General features: G+C 65.5%; 14 protein-coding genes and 1 pseudogene. 7 read left to right on the top strand and 8 right to left on the bottom strand.

From position 1 onward, the window contains the following. The first annotated feature begins 105 nt into the window (after nucleotides 1–105). On the top strand, nucleotides 106–1,014 hold the full coding sequence (locus P6281_RS09545; RefSeq protein WP_009956460.1) for an enoyl-CoA hydratase: 909 nt from the start codon (nucleotides 106–108) through the stop codon (nucleotides 1,012–1,014). A gap of 43 nt (nucleotides 1,015–1,057) precedes the next feature. Next, nucleotides 1,058–1,474: a PaaI family thioesterase gene (locus P6281_RS09540; protein WP_009956461.1), complete on the top strand. Its 417-nt coding sequence runs from the start codon at nucleotides 1,058–1,060 to the stop codon at nucleotides 1,472–1,474. On the opposite strand, the gene P6281_RS09535 is transcribed toward P6281_RS09540, so the two are convergent. Beyond that, entirely contained in the window at nucleotides 1,453–2,472 is a 1,020-nt protein-coding gene (locus tag P6281_RS09535) for an acyl-CoA dehydrogenase (RefSeq protein ID WP_009956462.1), read from the bottom strand. The genes P6281_RS09540 and P6281_RS09535 overlap by 22 nt on opposite strands. A 104-nt stretch (nucleotides 2,473–2,576) precedes the next feature. On the opposite strand from P6281_RS09535, the gene P6281_RS09530 reads away from it, so the two are divergent. Further along, nucleotides 2,577–3,737, top strand: a complete 1,161-nt coding sequence (locus P6281_RS09530) for an acyl-CoA dehydrogenase family protein (RefSeq protein ID WP_009956463.1) — start codon at nucleotides 2,577–2,579, stop codon at nucleotides 3,735–3,737. Here the strand turns inward: P6281_RS09530 and P6281_RS09525 are convergent. After that, nucleotides 3,726–4,520 carry a TetR/AcrR family transcriptional regulator gene (locus tag P6281_RS09525; RefSeq protein WP_009976174.1) on the bottom strand — a complete coding sequence of 265 codons (795 nt, stop codon included), beginning with the start codon at nucleotides 4,518–4,520 and terminating at the stop codon, nucleotides 3,726–3,728. The genes P6281_RS09530 and P6281_RS09525 overlap by 12 nt on opposite strands. Nucleotides 4,521–4,819: 299 nt before the next feature. On the opposite strand from P6281_RS09525, the gene P6281_RS09520 reads away from it, so the two are divergent. Further along, entirely contained in the window at nucleotides 4,820–6,007 is a 1,188-nt protein-coding gene (locus P6281_RS09520; RefSeq protein ID WP_009956467.1) for an amidohydrolase family protein, read from the top strand. A gap of 16 nt (nucleotides 6,008–6,023) precedes the next feature. Here the strand turns inward: P6281_RS09520 and P6281_RS09515 are convergent, their stop codons facing one another. The 4 genes and pseudogenes from P6281_RS09515 to P6281_RS09500 all read right to left on the bottom strand — a co-directional run bounded on the left by P6281_RS09515 (nucleotide 6,024) and on the right by P6281_RS09500 (nucleotide 9,932). Further along, nucleotides 6,024–6,851, bottom strand: coding sequence for an enoyl-CoA hydratase/isomerase family protein (locus P6281_RS09515; RefSeq protein WP_009956468.1), 828 nt, complete (start codon nucleotides 6,849–6,851; stop codon nucleotides 6,024–6,026). Between the two features lie 40 nt (nucleotides 6,852–6,891). Beyond that, nucleotides 6,892–7,969: pseudogene (locus P6281_RS09510) on the bottom strand (hydroxyacid dehydrogenase). 16 nt (nucleotides 7,970–7,985) lie between these two features. Then, nucleotides 7,986–9,101: a TauD/TfdA family dioxygenase gene (locus tag P6281_RS09505; RefSeq protein WP_014941661.1), complete on the bottom strand. Its 1,116-nt coding sequence runs from the start codon at nucleotides 9,099–9,101 to the stop codon at nucleotides 7,986–7,988. A gap of 42 nt (nucleotides 9,102–9,143) precedes the next feature. Beyond that, complete coding sequence (locus P6281_RS09500; RefSeq protein ID WP_179960064.1) at nucleotides 9,144–9,932, bottom strand: HpcH/HpaI aldolase family protein; 789 nt, start codon at nucleotides 9,930–9,932, stop codon at nucleotides 9,144–9,146. Between the two features lie 89 nt (nucleotides 9,933–10,021). On the opposite strand from P6281_RS09500, the gene P6281_RS09495 reads away from it, so the two are divergent. Next, the gene (locus P6281_RS09495) at nucleotides 10,022–11,164 is read left to right on the top strand and encodes an acetyl-CoA acetyltransferase (protein ID WP_009956472.1); all 1,143 of its coding nucleotides are present in this window, start codon (nucleotides 10,022–10,024) and stop codon (nucleotides 11,162–11,164) included. Nucleotides 11,165–11,166: 2 nt separating this feature from the next. Further along, on the top strand, nucleotides 11,167–11,571 hold the full coding sequence (locus tag P6281_RS09490) for a Zn-ribbon domain-containing OB-fold protein (protein ID WP_023879882.1): 405 nt from the start codon (nucleotides 11,167–11,169) through the stop codon (nucleotides 11,569–11,571). Nucleotides 11,572–11,589: 18 nt separating this feature from the next. On the opposite strand, the gene P6281_RS09485 is transcribed toward P6281_RS09490, so the two are convergent. Then, a complete protein-coding gene (locus P6281_RS09485; RefSeq protein ID WP_014941657.1) occupies nucleotides 11,590–13,113 on the bottom strand; it encodes a class I adenylate-forming enzyme family protein in 1,524 nt (507 codons plus the stop codon). Nucleotides 13,114–13,229: 116 nt separating this feature from the next. On the opposite strand from P6281_RS09485, the gene P6281_RS09480 reads away from it, so the two are divergent. Next, nucleotides 13,230–14,096: an SDR family NAD(P)-dependent oxidoreductase gene (locus P6281_RS09480; protein ID WP_014384329.1), complete on the top strand. Its 867-nt coding sequence runs from the start codon at nucleotides 13,230–13,232 to the stop codon at nucleotides 14,094–14,096. 9 nt (nucleotides 14,097–14,105) lie between these two features. Here P6281_RS09480 and P6281_RS09475 read toward each other — a convergent pair whose 3' ends face one another. Next, nucleotides 14,106–14,939, bottom strand: coding sequence for an enoyl-CoA hydratase/isomerase family protein (locus P6281_RS09475; RefSeq protein ID WP_014384328.1), 834 nt, complete (start codon nucleotides 14,937–14,939; stop codon nucleotides 14,106–14,108). Nucleotides 14,940–14,990: the final 51 nt, after the last annotated feature.

Here is a 14,990-nt window from a genome sequence, read left to right as displayed (position 1 = left end):
GTCCGCCATCGGCACCCCTTCCGGTCGTCGCCCGCCGACCTGTGAGAACATATCTTCTCATATAGAGATAACACCATTACCGGATGCGGGACGAAGGGTCGAACGGTGAGCGATTACGAATTCTTGAAGTGGGAGACCTTCGACGACGGCATGATCGTTCGGATCTCGCTGAACCGCCCCGACCAGCGCAACGCCCAAAACCGCGGCATGCTGGTCGAACTCGACGAGGCGTTTGCCCGCGCCGAATCCGATGACAACGTCCGCGTCGTCGTCTTGGCCGGCGAGGGCCCGATGTTTTCGTCGGGCCACGATATCGGCTCCAAGCAGGCGCGTGCCGAGTTCGGCCCCGGGCCCGGCCAGCACCCCACCGTGACCATCAACGGCGGTACGCGCGATGGAGCGGAGCGGACCATGCTGCAGGAATGGCACTATTTCTTTCAAAACAACCTGCGCTGGCGCAACCTACGAAAGATCACCATCGCCCAGGTGCACGGCGACGTGTTCTCGGCGGGACTCATGCTGATCTGGGCCTGTGACCTCATCGTGGGCAGCGAAGAGGTGCGCTTCGCCGATGTGGTAGGCACGCGGCTGGGCATGTGCGGCATGGAATACTTCGGCCATCCCTGGGAATTCGGACCGCGGCGCACGAAGGAGCTCATGCTCACCGGTGACGCGATCGGGATCGAAGAGGCCTACCGGCTCGGCATGGTGAGCAAGATCTTCCGGCGCGACGAACTGGCCGAACGCACTCTCGAGTTGGCGCGACGCATCGCGGAGGTGCCCACGATGGCGGCCCTGCTCATCAAAGAGTCGGTAAACCAATCAGTCGACAACATGGGTTTTTACAACGCGCTGCAGTCGTGTTTCGCGTTGCACCAATTGAATCACTCGCACTGGGCCCAGATCCGGGAGGACAAGCTCCCCACCGCCGGCGAGGCGCAAGGGGTGCCGAACTGGCGGAGCGCTCCCCCGGTTGTCTTGGCCGTGAAAGATCAGGTCCGGTCCAGCGTCTAACGTTGTGCCGGTGACCAATAACTCGCCCGCGGCGCCACGCCCTATGGACGTCACCGTTCCGGGACATCTTTTCGCCCAGCTGCCGTTCTACGACGTCGTCGACACCGATGACTCGGTCGTCGTTGACCTGCACAACCGAGGAGACCTGAGGAACATTCGCGGCGCGCTGCAGGGTGGGCTGGTAGCCACTCTCATCGATGTCGCCGCAGGGCGCCTTGCGGTCAAATATGCCGGCGACGGCGACGGCGCGGGAACCGCGGACATGTCCATCCATTTCCTGGCACCGATCGTCGATGGCCCCGCGCGTGCGGTCGCCACGTTGGTGCGCGCGGGAAAACGGATGATCGTTGTTGCCGTCGACGTCTTCGACGTTGGCCGCGACCGACTCGCGGCGCGTGCGACGCTGAGCTTCGCGATCCTTGCGCGTCGCGATTCTGTTCACTCCGCGGCGGCGCCATAGCGCGCATCGGCCACCCGGTCCAATGCGACCGCGGGTTCGCCGAAAACCATTGCCCATCCCCGAACCCGGCGATAGTAAAGCTGGATGTCGCCCTCCATGCCGAACCCGTATCCGCCCTGAATGTGCAGGCTGCGCCGAGTGGCGTCGCGCGCCGTCTCATAGGCGAATGCGAACGCCATCGCAGCCAGTTCGCGAACGCAATCCGGCTCGTCGGCGAATGCGCACGCGGCCTTGAGCCCGAGCAGCCGCGCCCCATCGGCGGCGGTGGCGCTGTCGGCCAGCGGGTGAGACACCGCCTGGAACGAGCCGATCGCGGTTCCGAACGCATGACGTTGCTGGGCGTAGTCGACGCCGATCTCCACGGCCCTCTTGGCCGCGCCCGCCAAAGCCGCGGCGGTCAGCGCGAGCCACAGGTCAAGGGCGCCATCGAATAGGCCGCGCGCCTGCGGCCCGTCCGCAAGGACGACGGGACCATCGTCAATCATGATGTCCGCCAGCGGCATTGACCCAAGGTTTTCCACTATGGTGCGGTTCTCGCCGATCGGCACCACCAGCAGCCGCCCCTGGGTCAGGGCGATGACGTGGTCTGCCACCGCCCCGCCGGGCACCAACCCCAACCGACCACCGCGACCGGTGCGGGGCGCGAACGTGACCAGCTGCTCACCGGCGAGGACCTCATTCAAAAGCCCGGTACCGGCCTCGCCGGACGCCGCCAGCAGCCGCGCGGCAACCTGCGCTTCGATGACGGGAGCGGACGCGACCGCGCGTCCGAACTGTTCGGCAATCAACGCGAGTTCCAGTTCGGGCGCGCCCCATCCGCCGGCCGCCTCGTCGACCGCCATCTCCACCGCCCCCGTCTCCAGCAGGGCCTTCCACAGCTTGAGGTCGAAGCCCAACGGCTCGGCCGCCCGGACTCGTTCGGATGTCGACTCGCGCGCAAACAGCGCGGCGAACGAATCCACCAACTGTCTCTGTTCGCCCGTCAGGCTCAGGTCCACGTTATCGCCCCGTCACGTGCGGATATGGTTACTCTCAAAATTGAGATTAACATTGCCATGCGTACCGTCCTGGGCCGCGTGCCACGACAGATTGGCGTGCATACATGCACTTTCAGCTCGATACGGAGACCGAGACCTACCGCGACGGACTCCGTGCCCACTTGCACGACGTGTTGACCCCCGAATTCGAGGAACGCATCTACCGCAGCGGGGTCGCACACGACGACGAGTTCGCCAAAAGTCTCGTCGACAAGGGCTATTTCGCTCCGGCCTGGCCCGTCGAGTTCGGCGGACAGAGCCGCAACGCATGGGACGATCAGGTCGTCAAAGAGGAACTGATGCGGTATGACGCGCCGGTGTACCTCTCCGAGACAACCAGGATGGTTGCGGCGATCATCCGTGAGATCGGCACCCCCTTCTTGAAGGACCGCATCCTCACCGGAGCCATCAACGGCGACATCACCATTGCGCTCGGCTTCACCGAACCCGAATGCGGGTCGGACGTCGCGGCGGCCGCCACCCGCGCCGTGCGCGACGGCGACGGGTGGGTGATCAACGGCTCCAAGATGTTCACCACCAACGGTCACCTCGCCGACTTCGTGTTCCTGCTTGCGCGCACGAACCCGGACAAGCCGAAACACAAAGGCCTGACGATGTTCCTGGTGCCGGGCGACTCTGATGGCTTTGCGGCACAAGCCGTATGGACGCTTTCCGGGGAACGCACCAACATCACCTTCTACAGCGACGTCCGGATCGGCGACGAGTGGCGCATCGGCGAAGTCGATGGCGGCTGGCAGGTGCTCAGCCTGTCGCTGCAAGACGAGCACGCGTCCGGATGGGGGCCCCACCTGATCCGGCTGCTGCACCATGCCGAGCATTGGGCAACCACCAGCGCGTCCGGCGACGGCTCACTGCCGATCGCCAATACCGACGTCCGGCGCCGGCTCGCCCGCGTCGCGATGGAGGCCGAGGTGTCGATGCTGCTGCAGCGCCGGTGCGTGTGGATGGTCGAGCAGGGCGACATACCGGTGGCCGAGGGGTCAATGTCCAAGGTGTTCAGCACCGAGGCGCTCGAGCGTGCCAGCCAGGACGTGTTCGAACTCGTCGGCCCGGACGGTCTACGCAGCTACCTCGAGCCGACCGCTCCCGAACGCGGGCGGTTTGACCACTCGCTGCGATTCTCGTTGGGCACGACGATCTATGCGGGCACCAGCGAGATCCAGCGCAGCATCATCGCCCAGCGCGGGCTCGGCCTACCCCGTTAGTTTCTTCGGCCGTCCGGCCCGTCCGCCGGCTGCGGCACGCGGCGCCTTGCGCGCCGGCTTGGCTTTGACGTCCGACGCGGGCGGCGTGACGGCCTGTTTGCACCACGCCCACAACTGGTCCTCCGTCAGCTTGGAACCCTTGCCGCCCAGATGAAAAACGCCGATTTGAGCGAGCGCCGTCAGCGTGGTGTTCAGCAACGTGGTCAGCTGCGCGGGGGTCAGATCCGTGCGTACCAATCCGGCCCGAGCACACGACGTGAGGATCTTCGTCAGCAGCTTCAGGTGCGGCTCCCAGACCTTTGCGAAGTCGTCCGGCCGCTCGATCTCCAGGCTCAGGTTGTAGATCGTCATGACCCGGCCCCCGACGGCTTCCGACGACTCCGCGCGGGACAGAACGCCCCGGCAGAAAGCCTCGAGTTGCTCCATCGGACCGTCGGCGGCCGCGACATCGTGGCGAATGTCCTCGGTGAACTGACTCGTGACGTTCTCATAGAGCGCCAACATCAGTTCTTCTTTACCCGCGAAGTGTTGGTAGAACGCTCGCAGGCTGAGATTCGACCTGTCGATGAGGGTCTGGATCGTGAAATCGGCCTTGCCCGACTCCTCTACCAATTCCAGCGCGGTGGCCAGGAACCGCGAACTGCGCGCGAGTGCACGCGCTCTGGCAGAACTCAGACGCCGCTCGATCGTGCGTTGCTGCCACGAGCCGTGCAGCTCGACGTTGTTGTCGACCAATTCCAAGCCGGTTTCGGTTTCGGGACCGGCGGGCTTCTTCGTAGGCATAATGCGGAAAGACTACCCGCCCGACGCGGAAAATGTGCGATCTACCTACACGTGCATGTTGATTCTCACTGCGGGTAAGTGATTACTGCCGGCATCGGCCCCGAAGGTTCGACGGCGGCCCGCACTGGGGCGGTTCTCCCAGAGCCGGTACGCCTCCGAGGAGCCTTGGTCCGACGGCAGTCCAGAGGTGCCCCGGCGCGCCGGGCCGCCTGATGCGGTACCGTGGAAACGGTCATTCTCATTTCTGAATCCGTGTGCCACTCACTGAAGCCATGGGCCGTTTTCGAAGGAGTGCAGCGTTGAGCGCAGACATCCTCATCGTCTCGCCGGACGACCATCTGGTGGAGCCGGCCGATTTGTGGACCAGCCGGCTGCCCGAGCGCTATCGCGACATCGGCCCGCGGATCGTTCGCACGCGCGGGCGCATGGATCCATCCGTCACGTCCGATGTGGCTTTCGTCGAGGACGACGAGGGCCGCGACGCGGACATCTGGCACTACGAGGACGCGGTTATCCCGATCCCGCTCATCAGCGCGGCCGCCGGCTATGAAATCGACGAACTCACCACCGACCCGATCACCTATGACGAGATGCGCCCCGGCTGCTACCGTCCCGCGGATCGGCTCGCGGACATGGACATTGCCGGCATCGAAGCCTCGGCCTGCTTTCCCAACACCCTCGTACGCTTTTGCGGCCAACGCTTCCTGTACGGCAAGGACAAGGAGCTCGCCAGGCTCTGTGTCGAGGCCTACAACGACTTCCAGATCGACGAGTGGGGTGGCAGCTCGAACGGTCGGCTGATCCCGCTCGGCATCATCCCGCTCTGGGACGTCGAGCTCGCCGCGAAAGAGGTCGAAAGGGTGGCCGCCCGGGGGATGCGCGCGGTGTGCTTCTCCGAGCTGCCCTCTCGCCTGGACCTGCCGTCCATTCACAGCGGCTATTGGGACCCGTTCTTCGCCGCGTGCGAGCGAAACCAGGTGGGGATCATGCTCCACATCGGATCGAGTTCTTCGCTGACCAAGTCCTCTCCGGACTCCCCGCATGTCGTGACGAGCGCACTGATGGCCGTCAACTGCACCATCGCCATGGTCGACTGGCTGTTCTCCGGCAAGCTCATGCAGTTCCCCGGCCTCAAGCTCGCGTTCGCCGAGGCGCAAGCGGGCTGGATCCCCTACTACCTGCAGCGTGTCGACGAGGTCTGGGAGGACCGGCGCGCGTGGGGCGGCATACACCCCCTCTTGACCGAACCGCCGAGCAGCCAGGTGCCCGGACGAGTGTGGTTCTCCACCTTCGGCGATCCGGTCGCGTTCCGCATCCTGGATCTGGTCGGGCCGGACCAACTCATGTTCGAGACCGATTACCCGCACAACGACACGAACTGGCCGCGGAGTCTCGAGGTCGCAAACAAGGCGACGGAGGGCCTGGACGAGGAGACCAAGCGAAAGGTGCTGTCCACCAACGCAAAGAACTTCTTCGGGATGGTGTAACGCAGCCGGTCGAGCCCTACAGCGCCTTCCACTGCGGCTGGCGCTTCTCGAGGAAGGCGCGCGGCCCCTCGATGGCATCCTTCGTCAGCGCCACCTTCATCCGGTAATTCTCGGCGAGCAGTTCCGCCTCGTATATGGGCATCGTCAGACCTTTGCGCACGGCCATACGTGAACCACGCACCGCCAGCGGTGCATTCGAATTCACGATGTCGGCGATCTCCCAGGCGCGCGCCATGAGCTCATCGTGCGGGACCACTTCGGTGAAGACGCCCAAGTCATAAGCGCGCTGCGCGTTGAGCTTTTCGTGTTTGCCCATCAGGATCAGCCGCATCGCCACGGGCAGCGGGAGCACACGGGCGAGCCTGACCCCTTCGCGCCCGGATGTCACGCCGATGCTGACATGCGGGTCCATCAACGTCGCGCGCTCGGACGCGATGGTGATGTCCGCCGTGGTCACCAGGTCCATTCCCGCCCCACAGGCGATGCCGTTCACCGCGCAGATGATCGGCTTGGTCATCTGCAGCCACGGCGGTGTCGCCTCCTGCGGGGCGTCCCACTGCCGCATCGAGCTGAGGATGGGTTCGCCCTGGTTGTCGATGCCTGCCGCGTTCTCCATGTCGTGGTCGGCGGCCTTGTTGACGTCGGCTCCGACGCACAACGCACGGCCGGCACCCGTGATGATCACGGTCCAGATATCTTGCGAGCGTTCGATTTCCGCATAAGCCACGGCCAGTTCGGCGATCATCTCGTCGTTGATCGCGTTGAGCACCTCAGGACGGTTGAGGGTCACGCAGGCGGCATGGCCCCTGACCTCGACCTCGATCGTGTCGTAGTGTGTCGCCAAGTCACGGTCCTTCTCTCACACTCGTTGGGGGGTAGTCGTTTCACTCCGCCGCCGCGGGGACGCGCGCGGTCGGGTGAACACCAAGGATGTCGTGGAATCGTTCGCAATAGCGAGGCCAGACTTGCGGGTTTAACAAGCGAGGCGGCATGCGGCCTTCGAAGATCGTCTGCCACTGAGTCGCGGTGGCGACGGCGATGTCCCGCGCGGCCTCCACCGTGATGCCCGCTGTGTGCGGCGTCGCAACGACGTTGTCGAGTTGCAGCAGCGGGTTGTCCTGCCGGGGCGGCTCCTCGTGGAACACATCGAGGCCCGCGCCGGCGATTCCGCCGCTGACGAGCGCGTCGAGCAGCGCCGCCTCGTCATGGACAGGCCCGCGCCGTGGTGATGAAGAAGGCGGTCGGCTTCATCGCGGCGAATTGCGTTCTGCCGATGAGTCCGCGCGTCTCGCTCGTCAGAGGGCACGTAACCTGCACGAAGTCCGAACGTTCGACGAGCTCGGCGAGCGTCACTTGCTGCACACCGCGAGACCGCGCGGTCGTCTCGTCGAGGTATGGATCGAAGACCAGCACCTCCATGCCGAACGGCGCACACAACTCGACGAGGCGGCCCCCGATGGCACCGAGCCCGACGACACCGAGCGTCTTGCCGAACAGCTGAGTTCCCCGCAGGGCCAGCCGATCGCGAAGCGGACCGCTCCGTAGCGCGCGGTCGGAGACGGTGATCTTCTTGGCGAGGTCGAGCATGAATCCCAGAGCGTGCTCGGCCACCGCCTCCGCTCCCGGCCCAGAGTTGTTACACACCGCTATCCCCGCGCGGGTGCAGGCATCGACATCGATGACGTCATATCCGGCTCCTGCCGAGCAGACGGCCAGCAGGCACGGGCAGCGCGCGATCAATGCCTCACCGGCCAGCCACTGTGCGCCGTCGGCCACGGAGGCAACATCGGTTCGCGTGGCGACTTGGTAGCCGTGCGCGGACTCCAATGCCGCCCAGCCTGATTCGGCGGGTGCGGTCAGATCGAGTTTGACGATGTCGATGCCGGACAGTTCCAGGACGTCCGCCGCGGCGGGGTCAGTCCACCGCTCGACGACCAACCGCGGTCGTAGCGCGCCGGTCATCTTTGTCGTGCGCCTTTCATGGCCGTGCCTTGGGTTTGGCCTGTGCCGCCTTGAACATGTCGGCCAGCGCCGTGTCGACGTTGCGGTAGTCGTTGCGCGCGATCGCGCCGTCGCGCCCGGGCACCACGTCGTACCCGAGCCGCAGATCCTTGTTTTCCATGTGGAAGTACTCGCGACCGATCGGCAGCCGACGATCTTCGCGCGGGACCTCCATCCAGGCGCGCAGGAAGCAGCGGGCCTTCTTGGGGTCGTCGCTGCTGACAAAGTCCGACCGGGAGTGGCACATCGCGAAGTTGTTCGCCACGGCCGCTTCCCCGGACTCCAAACGGAATTCGACCTGTTGGTCGACGAGTATGTTGCGCAGCAGTTCGATGGCCTCCTCTTGCTTCGGGGTGAATTCACGCCCGAGCGTCTTCATGGCCGGCAGGATGCTGCTGTAGGTGAAGTTGATGCAGATTCGCCCGTTGATCTGGGAGAAGACCGGGACGTTGTAGGGCGTGACATCGGGCTGGTCATCGGGTTGTTCGCTGCGTCGGTGGTGCGGAAAGCCCTCGTAGAGCACGTCGAGCAGGTCGGGGCGTTCGGCCAGGATCCGATTGTGCGCGGCCGGGCCGCTGGCGAACTGGCTTTCGCCGCCTTGGGCCGCCGGGTAGACGCACAGCAGCGACAGGATGTCGGCGGCGTCGTTGTGCATCGCGAGTTCGGCACGAGACTTCGTGCCGCGAGCGGGCTGCACGCCGCCCGGCAGGATCTCTTCCTGAACGCGCACCATGCGGTGACCAAAGGAGTTGTTCGACACCAGATAGCCGAGGTGCGTGCAGAACGCCCAGTAGATGCGCTCGAGGTCCTCAATCGAATGCTGCTCGACCGGGAAGCCGCGCACGCAGGCCAGACCCTTGCCGAACATCAGATCGTGGTAGAGTCGCGCCAGATCGTCGTCGAGGTCGGGGTGCCGAGCATCCTGTGGCGTGATGTCATCGCGGTCCTTGTTCGCCGTCTTGGCCAGGATCGATTCCAGCGCAGCCACATTGCGGGCGGACAGGTCGAAGGCGAAGTCTTCCTTGCTCGTGAAGTCCGCGCCGGTCCACGCCATTGGGTCGGTGACGCGTTCGGTGTAGATGGCTGTCGGCATCCGGTCCTCCTGGTGTGTGGGCGTCGCTTTCGGTTGTCGATGTCAGTCGTCGCGGTGGCTCTGCAGTCCGCGAAGCGCTTGCGCACGGGCTGAGGCCGCCTCGGTCATCATCCCGACATCGGTCCCCGCCGAGATGAATCGCAATCCCAATCCCACGAATCGATTCAGCAGGTCAACCGACTTTATTCCGGCGATACCGAGCGCCACGCCGTGACTACGACAAGCCGCCGCGACCGATTCTACTGCACTGTGGAAATGCTCATTCTCATACTGTCCATGGATGCCCATTTCGGCGGTCAGATCGCTCGGTCCGATGAGAATCATGTCGACACCGTCGACGGCCGCGATGGAGTCGGCTGCCTCGACGGCTTCCGGGGTCTCGATCATCACGGCCACGACCGTGCGCCGTTCGAGCAGCTCCACCAATTGGGGCGCTGTTCGCGGTGCGTATCCGCTGACCGCGTTGGGACCCGAAATGGACCGGTTGCCGATCGGTGGAAATCGTGCGGCCTGCACGACTCCTTCGACCTCTTGTTTCGAATTTATATGTGGCACAATAACTCCCACCGCGCCGGCGTCCAGGACGCGGGCGATGACACTGGGATCGTTAGACGGCACCCGCACCAGGCCGGAGATCCCCGCGCCGAGCGCGCTCGCGCACAGCATCTGCGCGGTATCCAGGGACGTCGATGTGTGTTCGAGATCGACGTATACCGCGTCGTATCCACACGCCGCAGCGATCGCCGGAACGTCGGGCGTGCGCGCGTGGAGCAGCGCGAGGCACAACACCAGCGTCTCTGCCCGCAAGGCGTCCCGCAGCGCCGTCGTCATAGGCTCACGGTAGCCGACCGAGAATAACGTTTCCACAATATTGTCAACGGTCGTTATCGGACGCCACGTCGATGTGATAACCATGAGCTATGTCATCGAACCGCGTCGCCATCGTCGGCGCAGCCTTGTCCGACTGCGGCCGGGTGCCCGACAAGACCGCCATGGCGCTGATGGCCCAGTCCTCGCGGCGGGCGGTCGCCGATGCGGGGCTCACGAAGGAGGACATCGACGGTTTCGGCGGGCACGGAACATTGCTTCCCCCCGTGGAAGTCAGCGAGTACCTCGGCCTGCGGCCTACCTGGGTCGATGCGACCAATGTCGGCGGATCCTCCTGGGAAGTGATGGCCGGCCATGCCGCCGCCGCGATCGCGGCCGGCGAAATCGAGGTCGCTCTGTTGACCTACGGATCGACCGCACGCTCCGACGTCAAGCGACAGCTGCGCGCGTCGGCTGCCGCGATGGCAACCGGCGGTGCCCTGCAGTACGAGGCCCCCTACGGCGCGACCCTCATCGCCAAGTACGCCATGGCAGCCCGGCGCCACATGATCCAATTCGGCACCACCGTCGACCAACTGGCCGAAGTCGCCGTCGCGGCCCACGAGTGGGCAGCCATGAACGACAACGCATTCGAGCGAGACCGCATCACCGTTGCCGACGTCGCAGCCGCGCCGCTACTGGCGGACCCGTTCACCTCCAAGCATGTGTGCCTGCGCACCGACGGTGGCGGTGCCGTCGTGCTCGCCAGCGAGCGCGTCGCCAGAGATTGCGCGAAGGATCCGGTGTGGATTCTTGGCACGGCCGACGCGGCGTCGCACGTCAGCATGGGCCAGTGGCCCGATTTCACGACGTCGCCGGCGGCGCGCTCGGGGCCACTCGCGTTCGCGCGGGCGGGGGTCAGCCCGGCCGACATCGATGTGTGTCAGCTCTACGACTCCTTCACGTCCACCGTCCTGCTGACCGTGGAGGACCTCGGCTTCTGCGCCAAGGGAGAAGGCGGCCCCTTCATAGAGTCCGGAGCGCTTCGCCCGGGCGGCTCGCTGCCGACCAACACCGATGGCGGGGGCCTGGCGTCGTGTCACCCGGGTATGCGAGGAATGTTCCTCATGGTGGAGGCGGTGCGGCAGTTGCGCGGTGAATGCGGAGCGCGTCAGGTCGCCGACGCCAGGTTGGCATGCGTCCACGCGATGGGGGGCTTTTTCACCCACAGCGCCACAATGATTCTCGGAAGGTAGCGATGACGGCTCCTGATCGCCCCACGATCGACGCCGATGGTCAGGCGTGGTGGTCAGCCACGCAGGACCGGCGGCTGTTGGTGAATGCCTGCCGGTCCTGCGGTCGCAAATCGTTGTACGCCAGGCCGTTCTGTCCGCATTGTTGGGCTGAGGACGTCGAGTTGGCGCCGGCAACCGGTCGCGCGCGGCTCTACACGTGGAGCGTCATCCACCAAAACGCCGCACCTTTCGACGTGCGCATGCCGTACGTGCTGGCGATGGTCGACCTCGAGGAGGGACCGCGGCTGATGACGGTCGTGGAGAATTGCCGCGTCGAAGATTTGCGCGCCGACATGCAATTGGTGATCGCCTTCCGCGACGACGAAGACGGATTCGTCGTCCCGGTCTTCCGTCCCGCTGCCGACTAGGTTCGGCGGCGGGATCTCTCATCCGGTAGTGGCGAGACGGTCGGCGAGCAGCCGCTGCCGCCCGACCGACCGCGCTTCGAGTTTGGAGCGGTCGACTTTGCCGTTGGCGTTGACGGGCAGCGGCTCGTCCCAGAAGACAAGTTCTTCGGGCAGTTTGTATTTCGGCAATCCCTCCGCGCCCAGGGTCCGGGCGATCTCGGCGAGCGAGATCTCGACGCCGGGTTCGAGCACGACCGCCATAGCCAATCGCTCACCGGTGGTGGGATCGGAAACGGAATAAGCGGCGCATTCGCGTATCCCACCGATCCTCGAGACCGCTTCCTCCACTTCGGCGGCCGGGATCTTCAGCCCGTTACGAATCACGATGTCCTTGATCCGGCCGACGATCCGAACCCGGCCGCCGACCACCTCCGCCACATCACCGGTTCGGAACCACTCCCCCTCGAACGCGTATTCGTCGTCCTCGGCGTCGGTGTAACCGAGAAACGTGTGCGGACCCTTGATGCAGCACTCGGTGGGTTCGGACTCGGATCCGACGCGCACGTCGACGTCGCCGAGCGCCACACCGTCGTCGGCATGGCGGATGTCTCGGGGTTCGGTCCGCAGACCGGACGTGCTGACCGGGGTCTCCGAGGATCCATAGGCGCGCATCACAACGATGCCGAACTCGTCTTCGATGCGTTCGACGATCCGCCGGTCCAGCATCGTGCCGCCCAGATACACCGCGCGTAACGGGACGACGGCGCCGCGCGCCACGGCCTGGTCGAGCATCCGGTCGAGCAACCGGTCCGGGCCCCCGTACCACGTCGCACCCGAGCTGACCAGGAGGTCGCAGGTCGCCGCCGGGTCCCAGCGATCTTCCAGAATCACTGGAGCCGCCAGCATCGGACCGATGAACAGCGCCTGCAACACCCCGGTGACCGACGCGAGCGGGCTGATCAAGAAGATGCGGTCGTCGGAACCCAGGCCCGCCGCCGCAATGTAATTCGCCGAAGCCTTGGCCAGCGTGCTCAGCGAATGAATCACGCCCTTGGGCCGAGCGGTTGTGCCCGAGGTGTAAAGCACAAAGCACGGCTCATCGGCTGACCGCACCGGCCGCGGCGGCCGGGTGGTACCCGTTCGGCCATCGTCACCGAGTTCGATCCAATCGCAGAGACCGGACAGCTCCGCGTCGGCGATCGTCGCCCAGTTCGGCGCTACGCCGAATCGTGCACCGGTGCGGGTGAGGATGTCGGCGATCTGCGTCGCCCCGGCACTGCGCGGCACGAGCAGAACCACCGCGTCCACCCGCAGCGCCGCGTGGACCGACACCACCGAGTCCACGTCGTTACCGACTACCGCGACGATTGCGCCACCCGGAGCAAGGCCGGCGTCGACCATCGCTCGGGCGGCCGAGTCGATGCGCTTGTCCAGTTCGCCGTAGGTCAGTTCGGCGCCGCGATCCGCGACGGCAACCCGGGCAGGGTGCCGCGCCGCGGTGGGTCCCACCAGGTCGATCGGCTCCGCCGTCCAGAAACCGGCCGCTCGGTAGCGGGGCCGCAATTCTTCGGCTCTGCGGCGCGCATGTCGTAGCAACTCAGCCGGGCCAGTCATGAGCCTCCTCCGACGCCTCAGATGCAAATGGTTGTTCTCGGTTAGGTAAATGTAACCTCTCACCCATGCATTCAATGACTTTCGACAACCAGGTAGCCATCGTCACGGGGGCCGGCGGCGGACTGGGTCGCTGCCATGCACTCGAGCTCGCCCGCCGCGGCGCCCGGGTCGTGGTCAACGACCTGGGCAGTTCGGTGGACGGCGACGGGGCGTCGATATCAGCCGCCCAGGCCGTGGTCGACGAGATCACCGCGGCCGGGGGTACGGCGATCGCCAACGGTGACTCGGTGGCCACCGAGGAGGGCGGTGCGGCGATCGTGGCCGCCGCGCTGGAGGCCTTCGGGCAGGTCGATGTGCTGGTGAACAACGCGGGGATTCTGCGCGACGCGGCGTTCAAGAACATGACCGCCGAGCAGGTCGACACCGTCATTGCCGTGCACCTCTCCGGCGCATTCAACGTCACGCGGGCGGTGTGGCCGATCATGCGGGCGCAGAATTACGGCCGAATCGTTCAGACGACCTCGGGCACCGGCCTTTTCGGAAATTTCGGTCAAGCCAACTACGGCGCCGCCAAGATGGGCCTGGTCGGCATGATGCACGTTCTCGCGATCGAGGGCGCCCGCAACGGCATCGCCGTCAACGCCATCGCCCCGATAGCGCGGACCCGGATGACGGAAAACATCATGGGTGACGCCGGCAAGGCCATGCATCCCGAGCTCGTCACGCCCGTCGTGGTCTATCTGTGTCATCGGTCGTGCGACCGCACCGCGCACATCTACTCGGTGGGCGCGGGCAAAGTGTCACGCGTGTTCATCGGTGTCACCAAGGGAATCGAGGACACGGCGCTGACCGCGGAGTCGGTGGCGTCGTCTATCGACGAGATCGACGACAGCGCCGCGTTCACCATTCGGGGCGGACCCATCGCGGGCTGACGCGGAAGGTCAGCGGCCGAGGAACTTGGGCTTCCGGCGTTCGGCGAACGACACCAGGCCTTCTTGCAGGTCCGCCGTGCGCGACACCACCTCCTGCGCCCAGGCCTCCTGCTCGAATGCGCGGTGCCGATCCGACTCCGACGACACCGACAGCAGCCGCTTGGTCAGCGTCAGCATCACCGTCGGGCCCGCGGCCAACCGTCCGGCGAGTTCCTCGGCGACCGCGTCGGTGTCGTCCGGCGCGGTCACCCGATTGACCAGTCCCAGCCTTTCGCAGGCGGCCGCGTCGACCGGCTCACCGAGCATCAGTAATTCGGTCGCCTTGCGCAGGCCGACGATCCTCGTCAGGAGGTGGATGGCGCCGGAATCCGGCAGGATTCCACGATGCACAAACGCCTCGACAAGCTTTGCCTCCGTTGACATCACGACGAGATCGGAAGCCAGAACCAAGCTCGCGCCCGCCCCGGCGGCCGTGCCCTTGACCGCCGCGACCACCGGCTTGTCACAGTCGAGAATGGACGCGACCAGCCGCTGCCAGCCCTGCTGAAGCATCCGCGCGATGTCACCCGGACGCTTTTGCACCGGCTCGACGGCGGCCCCGGCGCCCGCCGGTTGCGGTGCGAGGCCGGCCCCGGCGCAGAAGTGCCGGGTGCCGCTGGCGCTCAACAGCACCGCGCGGACGGCGGGGTTGTCATTGGCCCGTACGAAGGCTTCGGTTAGTTCGTCACGCGCCAACGGAGACAACGAGTTTCCCGTTTCCTGGCGATCTATTGTCACCCGCGCGACGCCGTCGGCGCCGATCGCACACACGATTCCGGATGCTTGTTCTGACATCTCGTTCACCCCTGCGTTAACGGCGTTTCCGTTTTTCGGGTATCTTAATTTCCACCTTGT

The organism is Mycobacterium sp. 5-140-3-2 (genome assembly GCF_035666375.1).
Taxonomy (GTDB): domain Bacteria; phylum Actinomycetota; class Actinomycetes; order Mycobacteriales; family Mycobacteriaceae; genus Mycobacterium; species Mycobacterium intracellulare.
Note: the sequence above shows the minus strand (reverse complement) of the source record. Positions and strands in the feature narration are given on the sequence as shown.

Excerpts from the sequence above, each read along its gene's own strand:
- P6281_RS09500 (WP_179960064.1), bottom strand. The coding sequence starts at position 9,932 with ATGACGACGGCGCTGCGGGACGCCTTGCGGGCAGAGACGCTGGTGTTG.
- P6281_RS09505 (WP_014941661.1), bottom strand. The coding sequence starts at position 9,101 with ATGCCGACAGCCATCTACACCGAACGCGTCACCGACCCAATGGCGTGG.
- P6281_RS09530 (WP_009956463.1), top strand. The coding sequence starts at position 2,577 with ATGCACTTTCAGCTCGATACGGAGACCGAGACCTACCGCGACGGACTC.
- P6281_RS09540 (WP_009956461.1), top strand. The coding sequence starts at position 1,058 with ATGGACGTCACCGTTCCGGGACATCTTTTCGCCCAGCTGCCGTTCTAC.
- P6281_RS09480 (WP_014384329.1), top strand. The coding sequence starts at position 13,230 with ATGCATTCAATGACTTTCGACAACCAGGTAGCCATCGTCACGGGGGCC.
- P6281_RS09490 (WP_023879882.1), top strand. The coding sequence starts at position 11,167 with ATGACGGCTCCTGATCGCCCCACGATCGACGCCGATGGTCAGGCGTGG.
- P6281_RS09495 (WP_009956472.1), top strand. The coding sequence starts at position 10,022 with ATGTCATCGAACCGCGTCGCCATCGTCGGCGCAGCCTTGTCCGACTGC.
- P6281_RS09525 (WP_009976174.1), bottom strand. The coding sequence starts at position 4,520 with ATGCCTACGAAGAAGCCCGCCGGTCCCGAAACCGAAACCGGCTTGGAA.